At 71.9% G+C, this 19,326-nt stretch carries 15 protein-coding genes, 1 pseudogene and 1 riboswitch; of the genes and pseudogenes, 9 read left to right on the top strand and 7 right to left on the bottom strand.

Going from position 1 to position 19,326, the window contains the following annotated elements; all coding sequences use genetic code 11:
• From AN218_RS36030 to AN218_RS09210, 7 genes are all read left to right on the top strand, one after another.
• On the top strand, positions 1-249 hold a 249-nt coding region (locus AN218_RS36030), incomplete at its 5' end, for a hypothetical protein (protein ID WP_216311745.1).
• 166 nt (positions 250-415) lie between these two features.
• Positions 416-523, top strand: a riboswitch (glycine riboswitch).
• Positions 524-668: 145 nt separating this feature from the next.
• Positions 669-1,829 (top strand): glycine cleavage system aminomethyltransferase GcvT, encoded by a 1,161-nt coding sequence (gcvT, locus tag AN218_RS09235; protein WP_070016285.1) that lies wholly within the window; start codon positions 669-671, stop codon positions 1,827-1,829.
• 107 nt (positions 1,830-1,936) lie between these two features.
• A complete protein-coding gene (gcvH, locus tag AN218_RS09230) occupies positions 1,937-2,317 on the top strand; it encodes a glycine cleavage system protein GcvH (protein WP_070016284.1) in 381 nt (126 codons plus the stop codon).
• A 191-nt stretch (positions 2,318-2,508) separates the two neighbouring features.
• A complete protein-coding gene (gene glyA, locus AN218_RS09225; RefSeq protein WP_070016283.1) occupies positions 2,509-3,783 on the top strand; it encodes a serine hydroxymethyltransferase in 1,275 nt (424 codons plus the stop codon).
• Positions 3,784-3,867: 84 nt separating this feature from the next.
• Complete coding sequence (locus AN218_RS09220; RefSeq protein ID WP_070016282.1) at positions 3,868-5,262, top strand: L-serine ammonia-lyase; 1,395 nt, start codon at positions 3,868-3,870, stop codon at positions 5,260-5,262.
• Between the two features lie 339 nt (positions 5,263-5,601).
• Positions 5,602-6,282 (top strand): class I SAM-dependent methyltransferase, encoded by a 681-nt coding sequence (locus AN218_RS09215; protein WP_070016281.1) that lies wholly within the window; start codon positions 5,602-5,604, stop codon positions 6,280-6,282.
• Positions 6,283-6,739: 457 nt separating this feature from the next.
• Positions 6,740-8,056: an ABC transporter substrate-binding protein gene (locus AN218_RS09210; RefSeq protein ID WP_420855952.1), complete on the top strand. Its 1,317-nt coding sequence runs from the start codon at positions 6,740-6,742 to the stop codon at positions 8,054-8,056.
• A gap of 58 nt (positions 8,057-8,114) precedes the next feature.
• On the opposite strand, the gene manD is transcribed toward AN218_RS09210, so the two are convergent.
• From manD to AN218_RS09175, 7 genes are all read right to left on the bottom strand, one after another.
• Positions 8,115-9,356: a D-mannonate dehydratase ManD gene (manD, locus tag AN218_RS09205; protein WP_070016279.1), complete on the bottom strand. Its 1,242-nt coding sequence runs from the start codon at positions 9,354-9,356 to the stop codon at positions 8,115-8,117.
• Positions 9,357-9,435: 79 nt separating this feature from the next.
• Positions 9,436-11,385, bottom strand: coding sequence for a cellulase family glycosylhydrolase (locus tag AN218_RS09200; RefSeq protein ID WP_070016278.1), 1,950 nt, complete (start codon positions 11,383-11,385; stop codon positions 9,436-9,438).
• Positions 11,386-11,487: 102 nt separating this feature from the next.
• Positions 11,488-12,075, bottom strand: a complete 588-nt coding sequence (locus tag AN218_RS09195; RefSeq protein WP_070016277.1) for a hypothetical protein — start codon at positions 12,073-12,075, stop codon at positions 11,488-11,490.
• Positions 12,076-12,165: 90 nt separating this feature from the next.
• Positions 12,166-12,666 carry an ATP-binding protein gene (locus AN218_RS09190; protein ID WP_244900370.1) on the bottom strand — a complete coding sequence of 167 codons (501 nt, stop codon included), beginning with the start codon at positions 12,664-12,666 and terminating at the stop codon, positions 12,166-12,168.
• Positions 12,667-13,083: 417 nt separating this feature from the next.
• The gene (locus tag AN218_RS09185) at positions 13,084-13,851 is read right to left on the bottom strand and encodes an enoyl-CoA hydratase/isomerase family protein (RefSeq protein ID WP_070016276.1); all 768 of its coding nucleotides are present in this window, start codon (positions 13,849-13,851) and stop codon (positions 13,084-13,086) included.
• Between the two features lie 98 nt (positions 13,852-13,949).
• On the bottom strand, positions 13,950-15,245 hold the full coding sequence (locus AN218_RS09180; protein WP_079131968.1) for a L,D-transpeptidase: 1,296 nt from the start codon (positions 15,243-15,245) through the stop codon (positions 13,950-13,952).
• Between the two features lie 257 nt (positions 15,246-15,502).
• The gene (locus tag AN218_RS09175; RefSeq protein ID WP_070016275.1) at positions 15,503-16,735 is read right to left on the bottom strand and encodes a L,D-transpeptidase; all 1,233 of its coding nucleotides are present in this window, start codon (positions 16,733-16,735) and stop codon (positions 15,503-15,505) included.
• Positions 16,736-17,130: 395 nt separating this feature from the next.
• On the opposite strand from AN218_RS09175, the gene AN218_RS09170 reads away from it, so the two are divergent.
• A complete protein-coding gene (locus AN218_RS09170; protein ID WP_079131970.1) occupies positions 17,131-19,134 on the top strand; it encodes an ABC transporter ATP-binding protein in 2,004 nt (667 codons plus the stop codon).
• A pseudogene (locus AN218_RS37435) lies at positions 19,131-19,326 on the top strand (hypothetical protein); the annotation flags it as partial. The gene AN218_RS09170 and the pseudogene AN218_RS37435, both read left to right, overlap by 4 nt.

Below are 19,326 nucleotides of genomic sequence, written 5' to 3'. Positions count from 1 at the left end.
CCGGACCGGCCCGTGAACTCGGCCGTCCGGCACGGGAGTTCGGCGCCGTGGACGGGGAGTTCGACGGCCTGGGCGGGCACCTGGACGGGGCCCTGGGCCGCGTCCGCCGCAGGGGCGGTACCGCCCGGTGGCGCCCCCTGTGCCGCGGTCGACGCCACCGGGCCTCTGGCGGCGTCCCGGCGCTGGACGGCGGAGGAGGACCCCCGGCCGGTCACGGTCGCGTACGCACTGCGCAGGCTGCCCACCTGATCGCCCCTCCCCGGTCACCCCGCCGTCCGGCGGCTCGCCTCCGAGAGTGTCAAGAAATGGTAATGCGCAGCAAGGCGGCGGGCCTTCGCCCTGCGGCACGCACCGTCGACGGGCCCGAACTGCCGTGCCATGATGAGCGGGCCCACCCAACTGCATACCGGCCGACTGAATCCACGCGGGAGAGTTCCCGGCCGCGCGCACCATGTGCGGGGCGGGACGCCGAAGGAGCAAGTCCTCCCTTGAATCTCTCAGGCACCCATACCGCGCAGGACGAGGCAGATCTGAAAAGCGGGCCGCCCCCGGGCGGCTCCACCCACGGTGCAAGCCGCCGCCCGTGCACGAGGGCTCGTGGCGAACCTCTCAGGTTCCGATGACAGATGGGGAGGAACATCCGCGTCACCGAGTATCGGGAGCCTGACATGAGCGACATCCGCAGCGACGCCGGCGGGTCCGGCGCCGCGCCCCGCACCACGGCCCTGGACGCCGTGCACCGCGCGCTCGGCGCGACGATGACGGACTTCGCCGGCTGGGACATGCCGCTGCGCTACGGCAGCGAACGCGACGAGCATCTCGCCGTACGGTCGCGCGCGGGCCTCTTCGACCTCTCCCACATGGGCGAGATCACCGTGCGCGGACCGCAGGCGGCCGAGGTGCTCGACTACGCGCTGGTGGGCAACCTCTCGCGGCTGGCCGTCGGCCGCGCCCGCTACACCATGCTGTGCGACGCCTCCGGCGGCATCCTCGACGACCTCATCGTCTACCGCACCGGCGAGGCGACGTACATGGTCGTCGCCAACGCCTCCAACGCGCAGACCGTTCTGGACGCCCTGCGCGAGCGCGCCGCCGGCTTCGACGCCGAGGTGTGCGACGACCGCGACGCCTACGCCCTGATCGCCGTGCAGGGTCCGGAGGCCGCCGGCATCCTCAAGGGCCTCACCGACGCCGACCTGGACGGCTTGAAGTACTACGCGGGACTGCCCGGCACCGTCGCCGGGCGCGAGGCCCTCATCGCCCGTACGGGATACACCGGCGAGGACGGCTTCGAGCTGTTCGTCTCCCCCGACGACGCCGTCGCCGTGTGGGAGGCGGTCACCGAGGCGGGCCGTCCCGCCGGGCTCGTGCCGTGCGGTCTGAGCTGCCGCGACACCCTGCGCCTGGAGGCGGGCATGCCGCTGTACGGGCACGAACTGACCACGCGGACAACGCCGTTCGACGCCGGCATGGGCCGCATCGTGAAGTTCGAGAAGACCGCGAACGACGGCGCCTTCGTCGGGCGCGAGCCGCTGGAGAAGGCCGCCGCGCAGGCCGAGAAGGCACCGCCGCGCAAGCTCGTCGGGCTGATCGCGCAGGGCCGCCGGGTGCCGCGCGCCGGGTACACGGTGGTCTCCGCCGCGGACGGCTCGGTGATCGGCGAGGTGACCTCGGGTGCGCCGTCGCCGACCCTCGGCAAGCCGATCGCGATCGCCTACGTCGACCCCGCGTTCGCCGGGCCCGGCACCGAGGGCGTCGCCGTGGACATCCGCGGCACGCACGAGCCGTACGAGGTCGTGGCCCTCCCCTTCTACAAGCGGCAGCGCTGACCTTCACGGACGTACGGGCACCGTCCCGCGCGGGCCGCGGCGTGCCGTGCGTCCCACTGGCCAAGACCGATGCACCCCGTCCCCCACTCATCCAGGAGAATCGCACCATGAGCAACCCCCAGCAGCTTCGTTACAGCAAGGAGCACGAGTGGCTGTCGGACGCCGAGGACGGCGTCTCGACGGTCGGCATCACGGCGCACGCCGCCGACGCGCTCGGCGACGTCGTCTTCGTCCAGCTCCCCGAGGTCGGCGACTCGGTCACCGCGGGCGAGCCCTGCGGCGAGCTGGAGTCGACGAAGTCGGTCAGCGACCTGTACGCGCCGGTCTCCGGTGAGATCGCGGAGACCAACCAGGACGTCGTCGACGACCCGGCCCTCGTCAACTCCGCCCCGTTCGAGGGCGGCTGGCTGTTCAAGGTGCGCGTCACGGACGAGCCGGAGGGCCTGCTCTCCGCCGACGAGTACGCGTCGTTCACCGCCGGGGGCTGAGTCCGCCCCCGCAGGCAGCGCTCTCCACCGCAGGGGCCGGGCGCCGCCGAAGGCCGACCGACCGCCGAAGGCCGCACGCCCCAGGCCGAGTTCACCGCAGACCGACGCCAAGCGTCCCCGACTCCCGCCCGTACGACCGCATCCGAGTCCACCGTGCCGTGCCCGACCGGCCTGCCACCAGGGATGGTTTCATGTCGCTTCTGAACAGCTCTCTCCACGAGGTCGACCCGGACGTCGCCGCCGCCGTCGACGCCGAACTCCACCGCCAGCAGTCCACCCTCGAGATGATCGCGTCGGAGAACTTCGCGCCCGTGGCCTCGCTGGAGGCGCAGGGCTCCGTCCTCACCAACAAGTACGCCGAGGGCTACCCGGGGCGCCGCTACTACGGCGGCTGCGAACACGTCGACGTCATCGAGGACATCGCACGCGAGCGCATCAAGAGCCTCTTCGGTGCCGAGGCCGCGAACGTACAGCCGCACTCGGGCGCCTCCGCCAACGCCGCGGCGATGTTCGCGCTGCTGAAGCCGGGCGACACGATCATGGGCCTCGACCTGGCGCACGGCGGCCACCTCACGCACGGCATGAAGATCAACTTCTCCGGCAAGCTCTACAACGTCGTCGCCTACCGCGTCGACGAGCAGACCGGCCAGGTCGACATGGAGGAGGTCGCGCGGCTCGCGCGAGAGCACCGGCCGCAGATGATCATCGCCGGCTGGTCCGCGTACCCGCGCCAGCTCGACTTCGCGGCCTTCCGCCGGGTCGCGGACGAGGTCGGCGCGCTGCTCATGGTCGACATGGCGCACTTCGCGGGTCTGGTCGCGGCCGGGCTGCACCCCTCGCCCGTGCCGTACGCGGACGTCGTCACCACGACCACGCACAAGACGCTCGGCGGCCCGCGCGGCGGCGTGATCCTCTCCACGAAGGAGCACGCCAAGAAGATCAACTCCGCGGTCTTCCCCGGCCAGCAGGGCGGTCCGCTGGAGCACGTCATCGCGGCGAAGGCGGTGTCCTTCAAGATCGCGGCGTCCCCGGAGTTCAAGGAGCGCCAGCAGCGCACCCTGGACGGCGCCCGGCTGCTGGCCGAGCGGCTGCTCCAGCAGGACGCGGTGGACGCCGGCGTCTCCGTGCTCTCCGGCGGCACGGACGTCCATCTGATCCTCGTCGACCTGCGCGACAGCGACCTGGACGGGCAGCAGGCCGAGGACCGCCTCCACGAGATCGGCATCACCGTCAACCGGAACGCCGTCCCCAACGACCCGCGCCCGCCCATGGTCACCTCCGGGCTGCGCATCGGGACTCCCGCGCTGGCCACCCGCGGCTTCCAGGAGGAGGATTTCCGCGAGGTCGCCGACATCATCGCCGAGGCGCTGCTGCCCGGCTTCGACGAGGACAAGGCGAAGTCCCTGAGCGCCCGTGTCACGGCGCTCACCGAGAAGCACCCGCTCTACCCCGGCCTCGGCAAGTAACGGGCCACCCGAGCCGCGGCGCGGCACTCTCCGCGCCGCGCCGCGCCGCGGCGGCACGGCACCGCACGGAAAGGAGGCGCCGCGATGGCGGTCTCCGTCTTCGACCTCTTCTCGATCGGCATCGGCCCGTCCAGCTCGCACACGGTGGGCCCGATGCGCGCGGCCCGCATGTTCGCGGTGCGGCTGAAGAACGAGGGCCTGCTGGCCCACACCGTCTCCGTACGCGCGGAGCTGTACGGCTCGCTCGGCGCGACGGGCCACGGGCACGGCACCGCCAAGGCCGTGCTGCTCGGGCTGGAGGGCGAGACCCCGCGGACCGTGGACGTGGAGACCGCCGACGAGCGGGTGGCGGCCGTCCGCGCGGCCGGGCGGCTGCGGCTGCTGGGCGCCGAGATAGGGGACGCCCACGAGATCGACTTCGACGAGCGCTCACAGCTCGTCCTGCACCGGCGGCGCTCGCTGCCGTACCACGCCAACGGCATGACGCTCTGCGCCCGCGACGCCTCCGGCACTCCGCTGCTGGAGAAGACGTACTACTCGGTGGGCGGCGGCTTCGTCGTCGACGAGTCCCTGCTGGCGGACGAGACGGGCGCGGGCCGCATCAAGCTCGACGACACCGTCCTCACGCACTCCTTCCGTACAGGCGACGAACTGCTGCGGCTGACACGGGAGACGGGGCTGTCCGTCTCGGAGCTGATGCTCCAGAACGAGCGTGCCTGGCGCTCGGAGGCGGAGATCCGCGCCGGGCTGCTGGAGATCTGGGAGGTGATGCGGGCGTGCGTGGCCCGCGGGCTGACCAGGGAGGGCATCCTGCCGGGCGGTCTGAAGGTGCGCCGCAGGGCCGCGACCGCCGCGCGCCAGCTACGGGCCGAGGGCGGACGTGAGGCGCATGCGACGGAGTGGCTGACGCTGTACGCGATGGCGGTGAACGAGGAGAACGCCGCGGGCGGACGGGTCGTGACGGCACCGACGAACGGCGCCGCCGGCATCATCCCGGCCGTGCTGCACTACTACACGGAGTTCGTGCCGGGCGCCGACGAGGACGGCATCGTCCGCTTCCTGCTGGCGGCCGGCGCCATCGGACTGCTCTTCAAGGAGAACGCCTCGATCTCCGGCGCCGAGGTCGGCTGCCAGGGCGAGGTCGGCTCGGCGTGCTCGATGGCGGCCGGCGGCCTGGCCGAAGTCCTCGGCGGCGGGCCGGAGAAGGTGGAGAACGCCGCCGAGATCGGCATCGAGCACAACCTCGGGCTGACCTGCGATCCGATCGGCGGGCTCGTCCAGATCCCGTGCATCGAGCGGAACGGGATGGCGGCCGTCAAGGCCGTGACGGCCGCGCGCATGGCGCTGCGCGGCGACGGCCGTCACCATGTCTCGCTGGACAAGGCGATCAAGACGATGAAGGACACGGGCGCCGACATGAAGGTCAAGTACAAGGAGACGGCTCGCGGCGGGCTCGCCGTGAACGTCATCGAGTGCTGACCCTCCGCAGCGCCCCGGGGCAACCCGGAGCGAGGCGGGCCCGCTTGGCCTCCGTTTCGAAGCTTGTGCCGGGTTTCCGACCGGCTGCGGCTTCGGCCGCCCACGGCGCCGTTTCATGGGGTGCGCGGTATATGGCCCGCCCCTGCCCAGCGGGTGAATCCGCAGGTCAGCGAGTTGTCGTCCGGAAGATCCAGGGGACTGGCCGCGACGGGGGATTCCATGGGTACGGTTGGTGCCCGCGAGGTCGCGCCGTCCCCGTCGCAGCCCCTCCGCATGCCCCTGAAGCGCTGCGTACCTGGCCGGTCTCGAGCACTTGACGTCCCCGAGAGGCAAAGAGCGTTGACGAGCGAGACCGGCACGATGCTGCGCGAATTCCTGCGATCACCGGCCGACATCGGGGCGGTCGCCCCCAGCTCCCCCAGACTCGCCGAGGCGGTCACGGCACCCGTACCGGAGCTGGGCGACCCGGTGGTCGTCGAACTCGGCCCCGGCACCGGCGTGTTCACCAGCGCCATCGAGGAACAGCTCGCCGGCCGCGGCGTGCAGTTCGCCGTGGAGATGAACCCGCGCCTGGCCGAGCAGTTGCGCGGACGCTGCCGCCGTGTGGAGGTGCTGAACGCCGACGCGTCGGCGCTGCCGCGGCTGCTCGCCGAACGCGGCGTGGAGAGGGCCGACGTGGTCGTGAGCGGACTGCCCTGGGCCTCCTTCTCCGAGCGGGTGCAGAGCGAGATCCTCTCGGCGGTGGGCCATGTGCTCGCGCCGGACGGTGCGTTCACGACCTTCGGCTATGTGCACGCCATGCGGCTCGCCTCGGCGCTGCGCTTCCGCGAGCTGCTGTGCTCGACCTTCGAAGAGGTCGTGCCGGGGCGCACGGTGTGGCGTAATCTGCCGCCCGCGCTCGTCTATCACGCGCGGCGCCCGCGCACGGCGCCCGCGTGGCCGCTGCCCGTGGTGCCCGCGCGCCGCTACCGGGGCGAGGCACCGGGCGCGGCCGTCTCCGGTGCGAGGACGATGGGCTGAGCGCACCCGGCGCACGGCGGACCGGGCGCACAGGATCCGGTGGCGGAGAACCTGCACGGGTTCTCCGCCGCTTCGTCACCTCGCAGCTACCCGCGTAGCGACGGGAGTTGGCCTAGGCCGACGGAAGCGGAACGGGCGCCACCAGAGCGGGAAACGGGCACGCCCTACTCGCCCGTACCGGAAGGATCACTGGTCACGGGTTTCGAGGCACGTCTCAACTCGGGTGTAAACAGGCACGATTGACGTCCATCCGGGCTACTGCCCGCCCATCGCGGGCATGTAGAACTCTCCGCGAGAACAGTGTCACGCTGCGTACGAGTGCCGCGCTCCGGAATGACCGCCGGAGCCCCGTCCGGCACCTCGCAAGGCCGTGCGCGAGGACCACGACGAGGAGAGTTCTGTGTTCAAGTCCCGGTGCACGTCCGGATGCACAGGAAGGACGGTCGGCTTGGTGACGGTGGGGGTCGTCACCGCGAGTCTGCTCACAGGGTGCGGCTCGCAGGACGAGAAGCCGGTGGAGCAGAAGTCGATCAGGGTGCTGATGGTCGACAATCCGCAGATGCTGGAGCTGAAGAAGCTCACGAAGGAGCACTTCACGAAGAAGACCGGCATCCGCGTGGACTTCACCGCCCTTCCGGAGAACGAGGTCCGCGAGGAGGTCCACACCGACTTCTCTCTCCAGTCCGGCAAGTACGACGTCGCGACCGTCAGCAACTTCGAGACGCGCGACTACGCACGCCGCGGCTGGCTCAAGCCCCTCGACTCCTTCATCACCAAGGACCGCGGGTTCGACCAGAGCGACATCATGCTGCCCATCCAGCTCTCCCTCAGCGGCGCCGACGGGAAGGTCTACGCGGAGCCCTTCTACGGCGAGTCCTCGTTCCTGATGTACCGCAAGGACATCTTCGACCAACTCGGCCTGGAGATGCCGAAGAAGCCCACGTGGGGCCAGATCGCCTCGCTCGCCGAGAAGGCCGACCGGCCGAAGAAGGGCGTCAGCGGCATCTGTCTGCGCGGCCAGCCGGGCTGGGGCGAGATGACGGCGCCGCTGACGACCGTGGTCAACACCTTCGGCGGCACCTGGTTCGACAAGGGCTGGAACGCCCGGCTCACCGACGCCGCCTTCGCCGACGCCACGCAGTTCTATGTGGACCTCGTACGCGACTACGGCGAGGACAACCCCGAGAAGTCCGGCTACGCGGGCTGTCTGCGCACCATGAAGAACGGCAAGTCCGCGATGTGGTACGACGCGACCGCCGGCGCCGGACCGCTGGAGGCGGACTCCTCCCCCGTCAAGGACAAGATCGGCTACGTACCGGCGCCCATCGAGGAGACCAAGTCCTCGGGGTGGCTCTACACCTGGGCGTGGGGCATGCAGAAGGCGTCCGAACAGCCGCGCTCCGCCTGGGAGTTCATGTCGTGGGCCTCCAGCAAGGAGTACGAGAAGCTGGTCGGCAAGGAGCTGGGCTGGGAGAACGTGCCCGCCGGCAAGCGCGAGTCGACGTTCCAGCGCCCCGAGTACAAGAAGGCCGCCGGCGCCTTCAGCGAAGCGACGGAGAAGGCGATACGCGAGGCCGACCCGCGCAGACCCGGCGTGCAGCGGCGGCCCACCCTCGGCATCCAGTTCGTCGGCGTACCGGAGTTCACGGGGCTGGGAGACCGCGTCTCGGAGGAGCTGAGCGCGGCGATCGTGGGGAAGCAGTCCGTGAGCGCCGCCCTGCGCAAGGCACAGGGCGACGCACAGCGCGTGGGCGACCGCTACAAGCGGCGCTGACGCTCCGCCGTACCGCGGCCCCCGGCCTCCGCCGCCCGCGGACGGGAGCGCGTCCGGCTCACCAGTCGTGCACGGTCCCGTCCGCGAGCCGGTTGACGGGCAGATAGGCCGGCTCGTACGGGAAGCGCGCCGCCGCCTCGGTGTCCAGCTCGACGCCGAGGCCGGGGGTCTCGGAGGGATGCAGCAGCCCCTCCTCGAAGGTGTAGGAGGTACGGAAGACCTCCAGGGTCTCCGCGGAGTGCCGCATGTACTCCTGGATGCCGAAGTTGTGCACGGCCAGGTCGAGATGGAGCGCGGCGGCCATGCCCACCGGCGAGATGTCGGTCGGCCCGTGCATCCCGGAGCGCACCCCGTACACGGCCGCGAGGTCGAGCAGCTTCTTCATCGCGGTGACGCCGCCGGTGTGGGTGACGGCGGAGCGTACGTAGTCGATCAGCCGCTCGCTGAGCAGCGTCGTGTAGTCGTGCACGGAGTTGAAGACCTCGCCGATCGCCAGCGGCGTGGTGGTGTGCTGCCGGATGAGGCGCAGCGCCGCCTGGTCCTCGCCCGGAGTGGCGTCCTCCAGCCAGAACAGGTCGTACGGCTCAAGGGACTTGCCCAGCTTCGCCGCCTGGATCGGCGTCATCCGGTGGTGCCCGTCGTGCAGCAGCGGCAGCTCGGGCCCGAACTCCTCGCGTACGGCCTCGAAGACGCCCGGCACATGCCGCAGATAGGCCCGGGTGTCCCAGGTCTCCTCCACCGGCAGGGCGGGCCCGGAGGCGGTGCGCCGGGCCGGCTCGTAGTCGTAGCGCTCGCCGGAACCGGCGCCGGAGGCGGCCACCCCGTAGACGGAGTCGAGGCCGGGGACGCCGGTCTGTACGCGGATGGCACAGTAGCCGTCGGCGAGGTGCGCCCGTACGGAGTCCAGCAGTTCGGGGACGTCGCGCCCGGAGGCGTGCCCGTAGGCGAGGGCGCCGCGGCGGCTGGCGCCGCCCAGAAGCTGGTACAGCGGCATGCCCGCCGCCTTCGCCTTGATGTCCCACAGCGCGGTGTCGACGGCGGCGATCGCGGCCATGGTGACCGGGCCGCGCCGCCAGTAGGCGCCGCGGTAGAGGTACTGCCAGGTGTCCTCGATGTTGCGGGCGTCGCGGCCGGCGAGCAGCGGCGCCACATGGTCGCGGAGATACGAAGCGACGGCCAGCTCACGGCCGTTGAGCGTGGCGTCGCCCAGGCCCGTGACGCCGTCGGCGGTGGTCAGGCGGAGCGTGACGAAGTTGCGGCCGGGGCTGGTGACGACCGTCTCCGCGGACTCGATCCTCATGCTGCGCTGTTCCCTTCCACGTCAGGGGCCCTCCCACGTCAGGGGCCCTCGTGAGCCTGTCGTGCTCACCACTCACCGCTCACCGTGTCATCTCCGCGACGGCGACGCCGAACGGGGGCAGTTCGACGCCGCGCAGCTCCGCGCCGTCCAGGTCCCGCAGAGCGCCGCCGCCGGTGAGCAGCGGCTCCGCCGTCAGCGGTCCGTCGTGCTGGCTCACGAACCAGACGAAGCGGCGCCCGTCCTCGTGCGTCATCCGCGCCGTCAGCACACGGGGATCGGGCACCGACACCTCCGGGGCCGCCCCCGCCTCGGCGGCGAGCGCCGCGTACAGCCGCCATGTCGGCTCCGGGTTGACGTGCGGCGTGACGGCGGCCATGTACTCGACGGGATAGGTGCACAGCACGAGCGCGCCCGCCCCGCTGCGGTGGCGCAGCAGCGCCGGGCGGCCGTGCGCGTCGGTCGCGAGGACCTCCGCGCCGTCCGGCTCCACCGGCAGATACGCGCGTGCGCCGCCGGTGCCGCCGACCGCGAAGACCAGTTCCTCGCCCGCCGCGATCCCGCCGAAGTCCCGCCGGAAGACCATCCGCAGCTCGTCGTCCTCGACGGTGTCGGCGAGCCCGTAGCGCAGCTTCTTCCGTACGCCGAAGGTCTCGTCGAGCCGCGGCCACCAGGCGCCGCGTGCGTGGTCGTGCTCCCCGGCGAAGTACGAGGCGTAGACGGTGGCCCCGTCCTCCGCGAGCCGCCGCAGCCGGCTCCAGCCGGGCGCCGTGAGCTGCTTCGCCGACGGCAGCAGATACAGGGCGCAGTCGGCGGGCAGCCCGTCGGCCTCCCGTGCGACGCCCACGCCCAAGTCGGCCTCGCACGCGGCGACATACGCCTGGCGGGTGCAGGTGAGCACCGCGGCGCTGTCCTCGGGCCGAGTGAAGGGATACCGCGCCTCCAGGAAGGAGGAGACGACGAGGGCGGCGGAGGCGTCGGGGCGGCGCAGCCGGGGCGCGTCGGTGCGCCGCAGCACCTCGGTGAAGCGCCGTACCTCGCGGAGCTGCTCCTTGGGGCGGCCCGCGCCGTCGGTGATGCCGAAGTGCATCTCGAACGGGTGGTGGCTGTAGGGCTCTTGGGCCTCCAGCGCGTCGTAGTCGGTGTTGTTCCAGGGGATCCAGCCGGTCGCACCGGCGAGCAGGGTGGTGTGCAGGATCTGCCGGTAGTAGTGGGCGGCGTTCTCCTCGGAGGCCCAGTCGGACGTGAGCCCGAACTCCTCCATAATCACGGGCAGTCCGCCGATGTCGAGCAGTTCGCAGACGAACGCGGCGCCCAGATGCTGGCGTACGGCGTCGGTCTCCATGCGGTAGACGTGCGGACCGTGGAAGTCGACGAGCCGTGCCAGGTCGCGGACGCGGAAGCCGTTGTCGGCGCCGGAGGTCTCCACGCCCCACGCACCGTCCCCAACGGAGACGGGCTGCCGCGCCCCGGCCGCGCGCACCGCCGCGGTCAGCCGCTCCGCCCACGCGGTGACGGCGGCGGCGTCCAGGGTGCCGATGCCGCGTGAGCGCCAGTCCGCGTAGATCGGCATCTCGTTCGTCAACAGCCAGCCCGCGACGGCCGGATGGTCCTTCCAGCGGGCCGTCGTCCCGTGCACATACCACTCCTGCTGGTCGACGAGCGAGGCGTCGGTGAACAGGTCGCGGCCGCGGCGCCAGGACGGGTCCCAGTTCTGCCCGGACATATGGCCGACGAGGAAGGTGGGGACGGTGTGCATGCCCAGGGCCGCGTGCCGGTCCAGGAAGTCGTCGTAGCGCTCCAGCATCACCGGATCGAGGGTGTTCTCCTCCGGCATGAAGTCCGGCCAGTACAGAAAGCTCCGGGTGAGGGTGATGCCGTGGTCGCGCAGGGTGCGCAGCTCCTCCTCGACGACGGCGGGATCGTAGTTCCGCCACATCAGCGGACCGCCGGTGCGCGACCAGTAGTTGACGCCGACCCACATCAGCGGGTCGCCCTCGGGAGTGGTGAGTTTCGCGGAGTTGCGCTGCATGCCCTGCCCTTCCTCGCCCCGGCCGGCCGGTGTGCGGTGCGCCGCACGGCGATCGTCCGTCCGCCCGCGGACGTGGTCAACAGGGCGCCGGGCGGTCCGGGTTCAGGGCGTCGGTGAGAGCTTCGCGACGGCGCTGCCGGCGCCGATGGAGGTGAACTCCAGGGTGAGGCCGTTCATATGGAGGGTGCCCTTGCTCCGGCCGAGGCGTCCGCTGCACTGCCCGTTCGTGCAGGACGAGGAGGACTCCTGCGCGCCCGAGGACGACATGGAGACGCTGCCGCCGGCGAAGTGCGCCGTCCAGGCGATCACATGGTCCTCGACGCTCTCGACGGCGAACTTCTCGACGCCGTAGGAGGAGCGGGGACGCAGCACGTCGCCCGCGGAGAGCACGACCTCGCATCTGCCGTCGGCGCAGGCGCCGGTGTCGGTGCCGTCGGCGGCGTCCGCACCGCCCTGCGAGGGCCGGGACGCGGACGCCGCGGGGGAGGAGGACGGCTGCTTCCCCGCGGGCGAACTCGGCGCGCTCTCCCGGGAGTCGGCCGTCCCGCCCGGCTCCCCCGGCCGCCTCGCGTCGCTGCTGCCGTCGTCGTCGGCGCATCCGGCGACCGCCGTGAGCAGGACCAGCGCCAGCAGCGGCGCGCCCAGCAGCCGTACCGTCCTCGCGCGCCCGCGGCGCGGCACACCGTTCATGCGTCCCCCGTGCTCCGATGGCGGGGCCTCGCTCGTGAACTCCGGCGCCCGCGACTGCCGTTCGGTGCGCACAGTATGCATGACGTCACATCAGGCGACGGCGCGCATCTCGAACCAGGTCGTCTTGCCGCGCGGCAGCAGGTCGACGCCCCACCGGTCGGAGAGCGTGTCGACGAGGAAGAGGCCGCGGCCGCTGGTGTCCAGACCGTGTACGGGCAGCAGACACGGCAGCCCGCGCGAGGGGTCGCGCACCTCGACCCGGATCCAGCCGCGCCGGCGCATCATGCGCAGCCCGAAGACGAGCGCGCCGGTGTGCCGTACGGCGTTGCCGACGAGTTCGGAGACGAGCAGCACGGCGTCGTCCGTGAGCGGTCCGGGAAGCGACCAGTGCGACTCCAGGACGGTACGGGCGAGTTGGCGGGCGCATCTCGCCGACTCGGGACGGTTCGGAAGACGTACTTCACCGATCGTCGGGTCACCGACCAGATCGAGGACACCGCCCGGCAGGTCGTCGCTCGTCGGTTCACCCGGGACTTCTGGCTCACGCTCGCTCACGTCGGCCACTTCTCCCTGTCCCGCCATGGCCCCCATCATGGCGGGACCAGGAGCCTTTCCGGGGGCGTTCCCCCAGATCCCGGGGGCGGAACAACTCCCGGCGCACACAGGGGTGTTGCGCACAGCCGTACGACGGACGCCCACGCCCCGCCCGGCACATGACTCTGACCAGGCACGACGCTCTGCACACGCCTCGTGACGCGCGGCGTTCACGGGGTGGTGCGCCACGGGTGGCACACGCGGCGGTTCCCTCGCACGGTGGGGCGCACGGAAGCGGCACCGTGCGCCACCCTGTGCCACCCCACCCCGCGCACCGTCAACAGGAGCGGAAGCGCGGGGCGTTGGGCGTACGGACACGGGGACGGACGAGCGCACGGACGTACGGACCGACGGCCCCCGCACACGCCCGGACCCACGCCGCGAGCGGAGGCGGGGGTGGCGGGCCGCCGGGCGTCAGCGGAACGTCGCCTTGCCCGGCCCCTCCTCGACGAAGCTGCGCATCCCCGTCGCCCGGTCCTCGGTGGCGAACAGCCCCGCGAACCAGGTGCGTTCGACCGCGAGACCCGAGTCGATGTCCGTCTCCAGGCCCACGTCGACGGACTCCTTGGCGGCCCGCAGCGCGATCGCCGGACCCTTGGCGAGCTGCGCCGCCCACGCGTGCGCCTGCGCGTAGACCTCGTCGTCCGGCACCACGCGGTCCACGAGGCCCAACTGGAGCGCCTCGGGCGCCTTGACCTGACGCCCGGTGAAGATGAGGTCCTTCGCCTTGGCGGGCCCGATCAGCCGTGCGAGCCGCTGGGTGCCGCCCGCGCCGGGGATGAGCCCGAGCAGGATCTCCGGCTGGCCGAGCTTGGCCCGCTCGCCGGCGATCCGGATGTCGGCGCACAGCGCCAACTCGCAGCCCCCGCCCAGCGCGTAGCCGGTGACGGCCGCGACGACGGGCTTGGGGATGCGGGCGACGGCGGTGAAGGAGTCCTGAAGCGCCTTGGAGCGCTTCACCATGGCCTCGTGGTCCATGGCCTGCATCTCCTTGATGTCCGCGCCCGCGGCGAAGACCTTCTCGCCGCCGTGGACCACGACGGCGCGCACGTCGTCGCGCTCGGTCGCCTCCTCGGCGAGTTCACGGAGCCGGTCCTGGGTGGCGACGTCCAGCGCGTTCATCGGGGGACGGTCGATGCGGATCGTGCCGACGCCCTCGGCGACTTCGAGATTCACAGTCATGGGGGAAGGTTAACGGCCGTTACGCGAGAGGCCGATGGTGCGGCCCCGCCCGTACGGACGCGGACCGCACCCCTGCCGCGCCCGGGGAGCGTCGGGCGCTACTTCTGCGGCGCCTTCCACTTCTCCCAGTCCATGTTCCAGCCGTTGAGGCCGTTGTCGGGCTGGATCGTCTCGTCCTTGGAGTTCTTGATCTCGACGACGTCCCCCACGATCGACTCCCGGAAGAACCAGGCGCCCGGGGTGCCCTTGTCGCCGCCGCCCTTCTTGTCGAAGAGCCCGACGCAGCCGTGGCTGGCGTTGACCGAGCCGAACTGCTGCTGTGTCAGCCAGTAGTTGCCGTGGATGAACGTCCCGGAGGTGGACAGCCGCATCGCGTGCGGCACGTCCTTGATGTCGTAGCCGCCGGCTTCCTCGTCCCGTCCGAACCCCACGGTGTCGCCGTCCATGCGCGTCTCCTTGTGACGCTCGCTGATCACCATGCGGCCGTTGTACGTGGGGTGTTCGGCGCTGCCCGAGCTGATGTCGACGGTCCGCAGCTTCTTGCCGTCGCGCTTGACGACCATCTTCTTGGTCTTGGCGTCGACGACGCTGACCTGGCTCCGCCCGACGGTGAAGTCCACCGACTTGTCCTGCTCGCCGTAGACGCCGTCGTAGCCCTCGACGCCGTCCAGGTCGAGGTCCAGCTCGACCTTGGTGCCCGCCTCCCAGTAGTCCTCGGGACGGAAGTCGAGACGGCTGTCGCCGAACCAGTGGCCCTCGACGTCGACTTCGGGGTCGGCGCTGACGGTGATCGCCTTCTCGACGGCCTCGCGGTCCTGGATGGCGTGGTTGAAGTTGATGGAGACCGGCATCCCCACGCCCACCGTGTCGCCGTCCTCGGGAGTGAAGCGGCCGACGAAGGTGCTGCCGGGCGTGAGCGTGGTGAAGCGCGCCCTCTTGGTGGCCTCGAGACCGTCGGAGTCCTTGGCGAGCGCCTTGACGGTGTACTTCGTCTTCGTCGTCAGATGCGTCGCCGGCTTCCACGTCCTGCCGCCGTCGGCGAGCTTCCCCTCGACCTTGTCGCCGTCCTCGTTCTCGACGTCGACCTCGACCAGCTTGCCCTTGGCCGCCGTCACCTTCAGATCGTCCTCGGGGTGGACGCCCTTCGCGCCGTCCTTCGGGGATATCTCGACCACCGCGCGGGACTTCTCCGGCTTGCCGTCGCCTTCCTTGCCCTCGGCGCCGCCGGCGCCGCCGCAGGTCGTCAGCGTCAGCAGCAGCACCACCGCGAGCACGACGAGGCCCACGGCGGAGCCGCCTATGAGCCGGACCCTGCCGTCGGACTGCACAGCCCCCCGTATCGCCTCCGGGTTGAGCTTTTCCTTCGCTACCCTGGCGACGCTCTTCAGATCCACAGCGGGCTACTCCCCTCGCACGGCTGTCGGCATCCATCGTGCGGTCCCGGACCGGAAAACACGACAGTGCGGGCGCCAGATAATCACACCGAGGGAAAGAAGAAATCCCCGGAACCGTCACCGTTCCGTCGCGGTTTCCGGTGGGGGCGCGAACCGAAGGCGGACGGGCGCGGTGAAGCGTGCGGGAGCGCGACGGCGGGCGGTGCGGTGGCGGTGCTGCGGGCGGTACGGCGGGCCCGGAGGGGCCGTGCGGAGCGTCAGCGCAGAGCCGTGCCGGCGGTCCACGCGTCCCAGGACATGTTCCAGCCGCTGAGGCCGTTGCCGGGCGCGACCGTACGCTCGCCGGAGTTCTTCACCGTGATCACGTCGCCCGTCAGGGAGTCCCGGAAGAAGGCTCCGGCCGGGCTGCCGGGATCGCCGCCCTTACGGTCCCGCAGTCCGATGCAGCCGTGGCTGACGTTGTGCTTGCCGAACGTACGCCTGGGCGCCCAGTAGTTGCCGTGCAGGAAGGTGCCGCTGTCGGTCAGGCGCATCGCGTGCGGCACGTCGTCGATGTCGTACTCGCCGCCGAAGCCGACGGTGCGCGCGTTCATCCGCGTCACCGCGAACTTCTCGCTGATGACCATGTCCCCGGCGTACGTCGGGTTCTTCGCGGAACCGGTCGTCACCGGCACCCGGCTGACGACCTCGCCGTCGCGCCGCACCGTCATCGTGTGCCGCCGTGCGTCCACCACGCTGCGCTGGTCCCGGCCGACGGTGAAGTGGACGCGCTTGCGCTGCACCCCGTAGACGTCCGGCGCCGCGCGCACCCCGCGCAGCCGCAGATCGAGCGTGACGCGGGTGCCGGGCTTCCAGAACTCCTCGGGGCGGAAGTCGAGCCGCGACGAGCCGAACCAGTGCGGCGCCACCTTCACCGGCGGGCTCGCCGAGACACGGATTCCGCGCTGCACGGCGGCCCGTTCCACGATCGGCCGGTTGAAGCGGATCGAGAGGATCATCCCGGTGCCCACGGTCTGGCGGTGCTCCGGTGTGAAGAAGCCGATGACGCGGCGCGGCTGGGCCTTGGTGGTGAAGGTGGTGTGCCGGGCGGCCCGCCGTCCCTCCTCGTCGAACGCGACGACGTCGACCGTGTACTCGCTGCCGAGCTTCAGCTCCCGGGACTCCTTCACGGGGCGCCAGGTGCGCCCGTCCGACGAGATGCCGCCCGGTACGGAGTGCCCGGCGCCACGGCTGCGGCGCATGACCCGTACCCGTTCGAGACGGCCCTCGGTCGCGGCGACGCGCAGCGTGCTCTTCGCCGTGACGTCCTTCGCGCCGTCCCGCGGCGTCACCTCGATCAACTGCGCCGGGGTCTGCGGCTCGACCATCGTGCCGCAGCCCGCCAGCAGTACGCCGAGTACGCACACCGCCAGCGGCGAGCACATCAGCGGTGCACCGCTCGTCAGCAGTCTCTTCCATCCCGGCTGTCCCGTCCGCCCCGCCCGATCCATGTCCGCACTCCCGGTGATGCTCGTCCGTACGGAGACCAACGACCCGCTGCCGAAGGGGAAACGAATCGGTCACGCAGGGCGCCCGCGGCCTCCCGTAGAGGAAGCATCGCGGGCCGGGCGCCGCCGGGCGAGGACCGACTCGGCGGGAAAAAAGCAGATGAAGGACGCAACCACCCGGTCGTAGTCTCGGCGCGGTGACGAACGGGGCGAGCACGACCGACGGAACCAGGGACGGGACCGGCGACCAGGACGCCGACGAGGCCGTCGACGGGACGGCCGGGGCGACGGACGGGACCGCGTCCGGGACCACGTCCGGCGGCAGGACCGAGGACACGTCCGGCGGAGACGGCGCGGTCGGCACGGTCGGCGGCGGCGGCACGGAGAGCCGCCAGGTGGTGCGTTCGCTGCTGCGCCTGTGGCCGTACGTACGTCCGGTGCGGGTGCGCTTCTTCACCTCCGCCGTGATCGCCGTCCTGGCCTCGTGCACCGGGCTGGTGATGCCGCTGGTGCTCAAGTGGATCGTCGACGGACCGGTGGCCGACGGCGACGCCGCCGGCGTGTGGGCGGGCGGCGGACTGCTGCTCGGCGTCGGCGTGCTGGAGGCGGGGCTGTTCGCGCTGCGGCGGTGGCTGAGCGCCCGTCCGCTGGCGGCGGTGGAGGCGGCCATGCGGGCCGACGCCTACCGGCATCTCCAGCGGCTGCCGGTCTCCTTCCACGACCGCTGGCCCAGCGGGCAGTTGCTCTCCCGGGCGACGACGGACCTCGAACTGCTGCGCAGATTCCTCTCGTTCGGGGTGACCTTCCTGCTCGTCAACGCCGTGACGGTGGTGGTCGGCTGCGTCATCCTGCTCTCGCAGCGCTGGACGCTCGCCCTGGTCGTCCTCTGTCCCTTCGTTCCGCTGGTGTGGCTGTGCGCCCTCTTCGAGCACCGCTACTCGCGCGCCGCGCGGCGGGCGCAGGACCAGATCGGCGATCTGACGACGCTGGTCGAGGAGTCGGTGCTGGGCATCCGCGTCATCAAGGGCTTCGGACAGCACCGCAGCCAGGCGCGGGCCTTCCGCGCGCTCTCGGAACAACTGCTGGAGACGGAGCTGGCCAAGGCGCGGCTGCTGGCCCGCATCTGGGCGGTCATCATGATGCTGCCGGAGATCGCCGTCGGGGCAGCGCTGGTGCTCGGCACGTTCCAGGTCGCCGAGGGCGGGCTGTCCGCGGGCACGCTCGTGGCGTTCCTCTCGACGGCGCTGGCGCTGCGGTGGCCGGTGGAGACGACGGGCTATCTGCTGGCGCTGAGCAACGAGGCGGCGACGGCGACCGACCGCTACTTCGAGGTGCTGGGCGCACCGCTGCCCGCCGATGTGCTGCGGGCGGCGGACGAGGAGCCCGGTGACGGCCCGTCCGACGGCGGCCCGTCCGGCAGCGGCCCGTCCAACGGGGCGGCGTCCCCGCGGAGCGGGCTCCGCTTCAGCGGCGTCGTCTTCCGCCATCCCGACGCCCCCGAGGAGGCTCCGCCCGTCCTGGACGGGGTCGATCTGCACGTACGGTCCGGCGAGACGATGGCGCTGGTCGGCGCGACGGGCAGCGGCAAGACCACGCTGACGGCCCTGGTGCCGCGGCTGTACGAGGTGACGGCGGGCCGGATCACGCTGGACGGCCAGGACGTCGCGGCGCTTCCGGTCGCGGCGCTGCGCGCCCGTGTGGCGGTGGCCTTCGAGGAGCCGACGCTCTTCTCGGCGAGCGTGGCGGAGAACGTGCTGATGGGCGTGGGCGGTTCACCGGACGGGGCGTCCGCCGCGGTGCCGGGTCCCCGTACGGACACCGCCTCCGGCGACGCCGCGGACCCGGCGGGCACCGCACCGCGCGACCTCGAACTGCTCGACCGCGCCCTGCGCGTCTCCCAGGCGGACGGCTTCGTCACCGCCCTCCCCCAGGGCCCGGCCACGCAGGTCGGCGAGCAGGGGCTGAGCCTGTCCGGCGGACAGCGTCAACGCCTCGCGCTGGCACGGGCGGTGGCCGGGCGTCCCCCCTTTCTCGTCCTGGACGATCCGCTCTCGGCCCTCGACGTGCACACCGAGGCCGCCGTCGAGGCCGCGCTGCGCGAGGTGCTGGCGTCGACCACGGCGCTCGTCGTCGCACACCGGCCCTCGACGGTGCTGCTGGCGGACCGCGTCGCGCTGCTGTCGGGCGGGCGCATCGCGGCCGTCGGCACGCATCACCAACTGCTGCGCTCCAGCGGCGAGTACAGACGGCTGATGTCCGGCGACGGCACGCCGCCGGACGCCCGCCCCGACTCCACCGACCACCCCGTCCACACCGACCGCGCCGTACGGGCCACCGCCCGTACGGCGGCCCGTACCGGACCACGACGGCACGTCAACGAGCCCGAGGAGGAGCGGAGTTGAGCGGCACCGCAGCCGAGACGCCGGGAGCGTCCGGGACACCGGGAGCAGAGCGGGCGCGGCCCGGAGCCTCCGGAGCGGCGGCGCGCCCGGAGGATCCCGCCGGACGCCCGGCGGACGGGAGCGCCCGACAGCCGCCCGCCCCCGACCCGTTCGAGAACGACGTCCTGCCCGCTCCCCCGCACGCCGCGCGCT

Origin of the sequence: Streptomyces nanshensis, from assembly GCF_001751255.1 — a bacterium.
Classification (GTDB): domain Bacteria; phylum Actinomycetota; class Actinomycetes; order Streptomycetales; family Streptomycetaceae; genus Streptomyces; species Streptomyces nanshensis_A.
The sequence above is the reverse complement of the archived record's forward strand: the minus strand, read 5'-3'. Positions and strand labels throughout refer to the sequence as shown.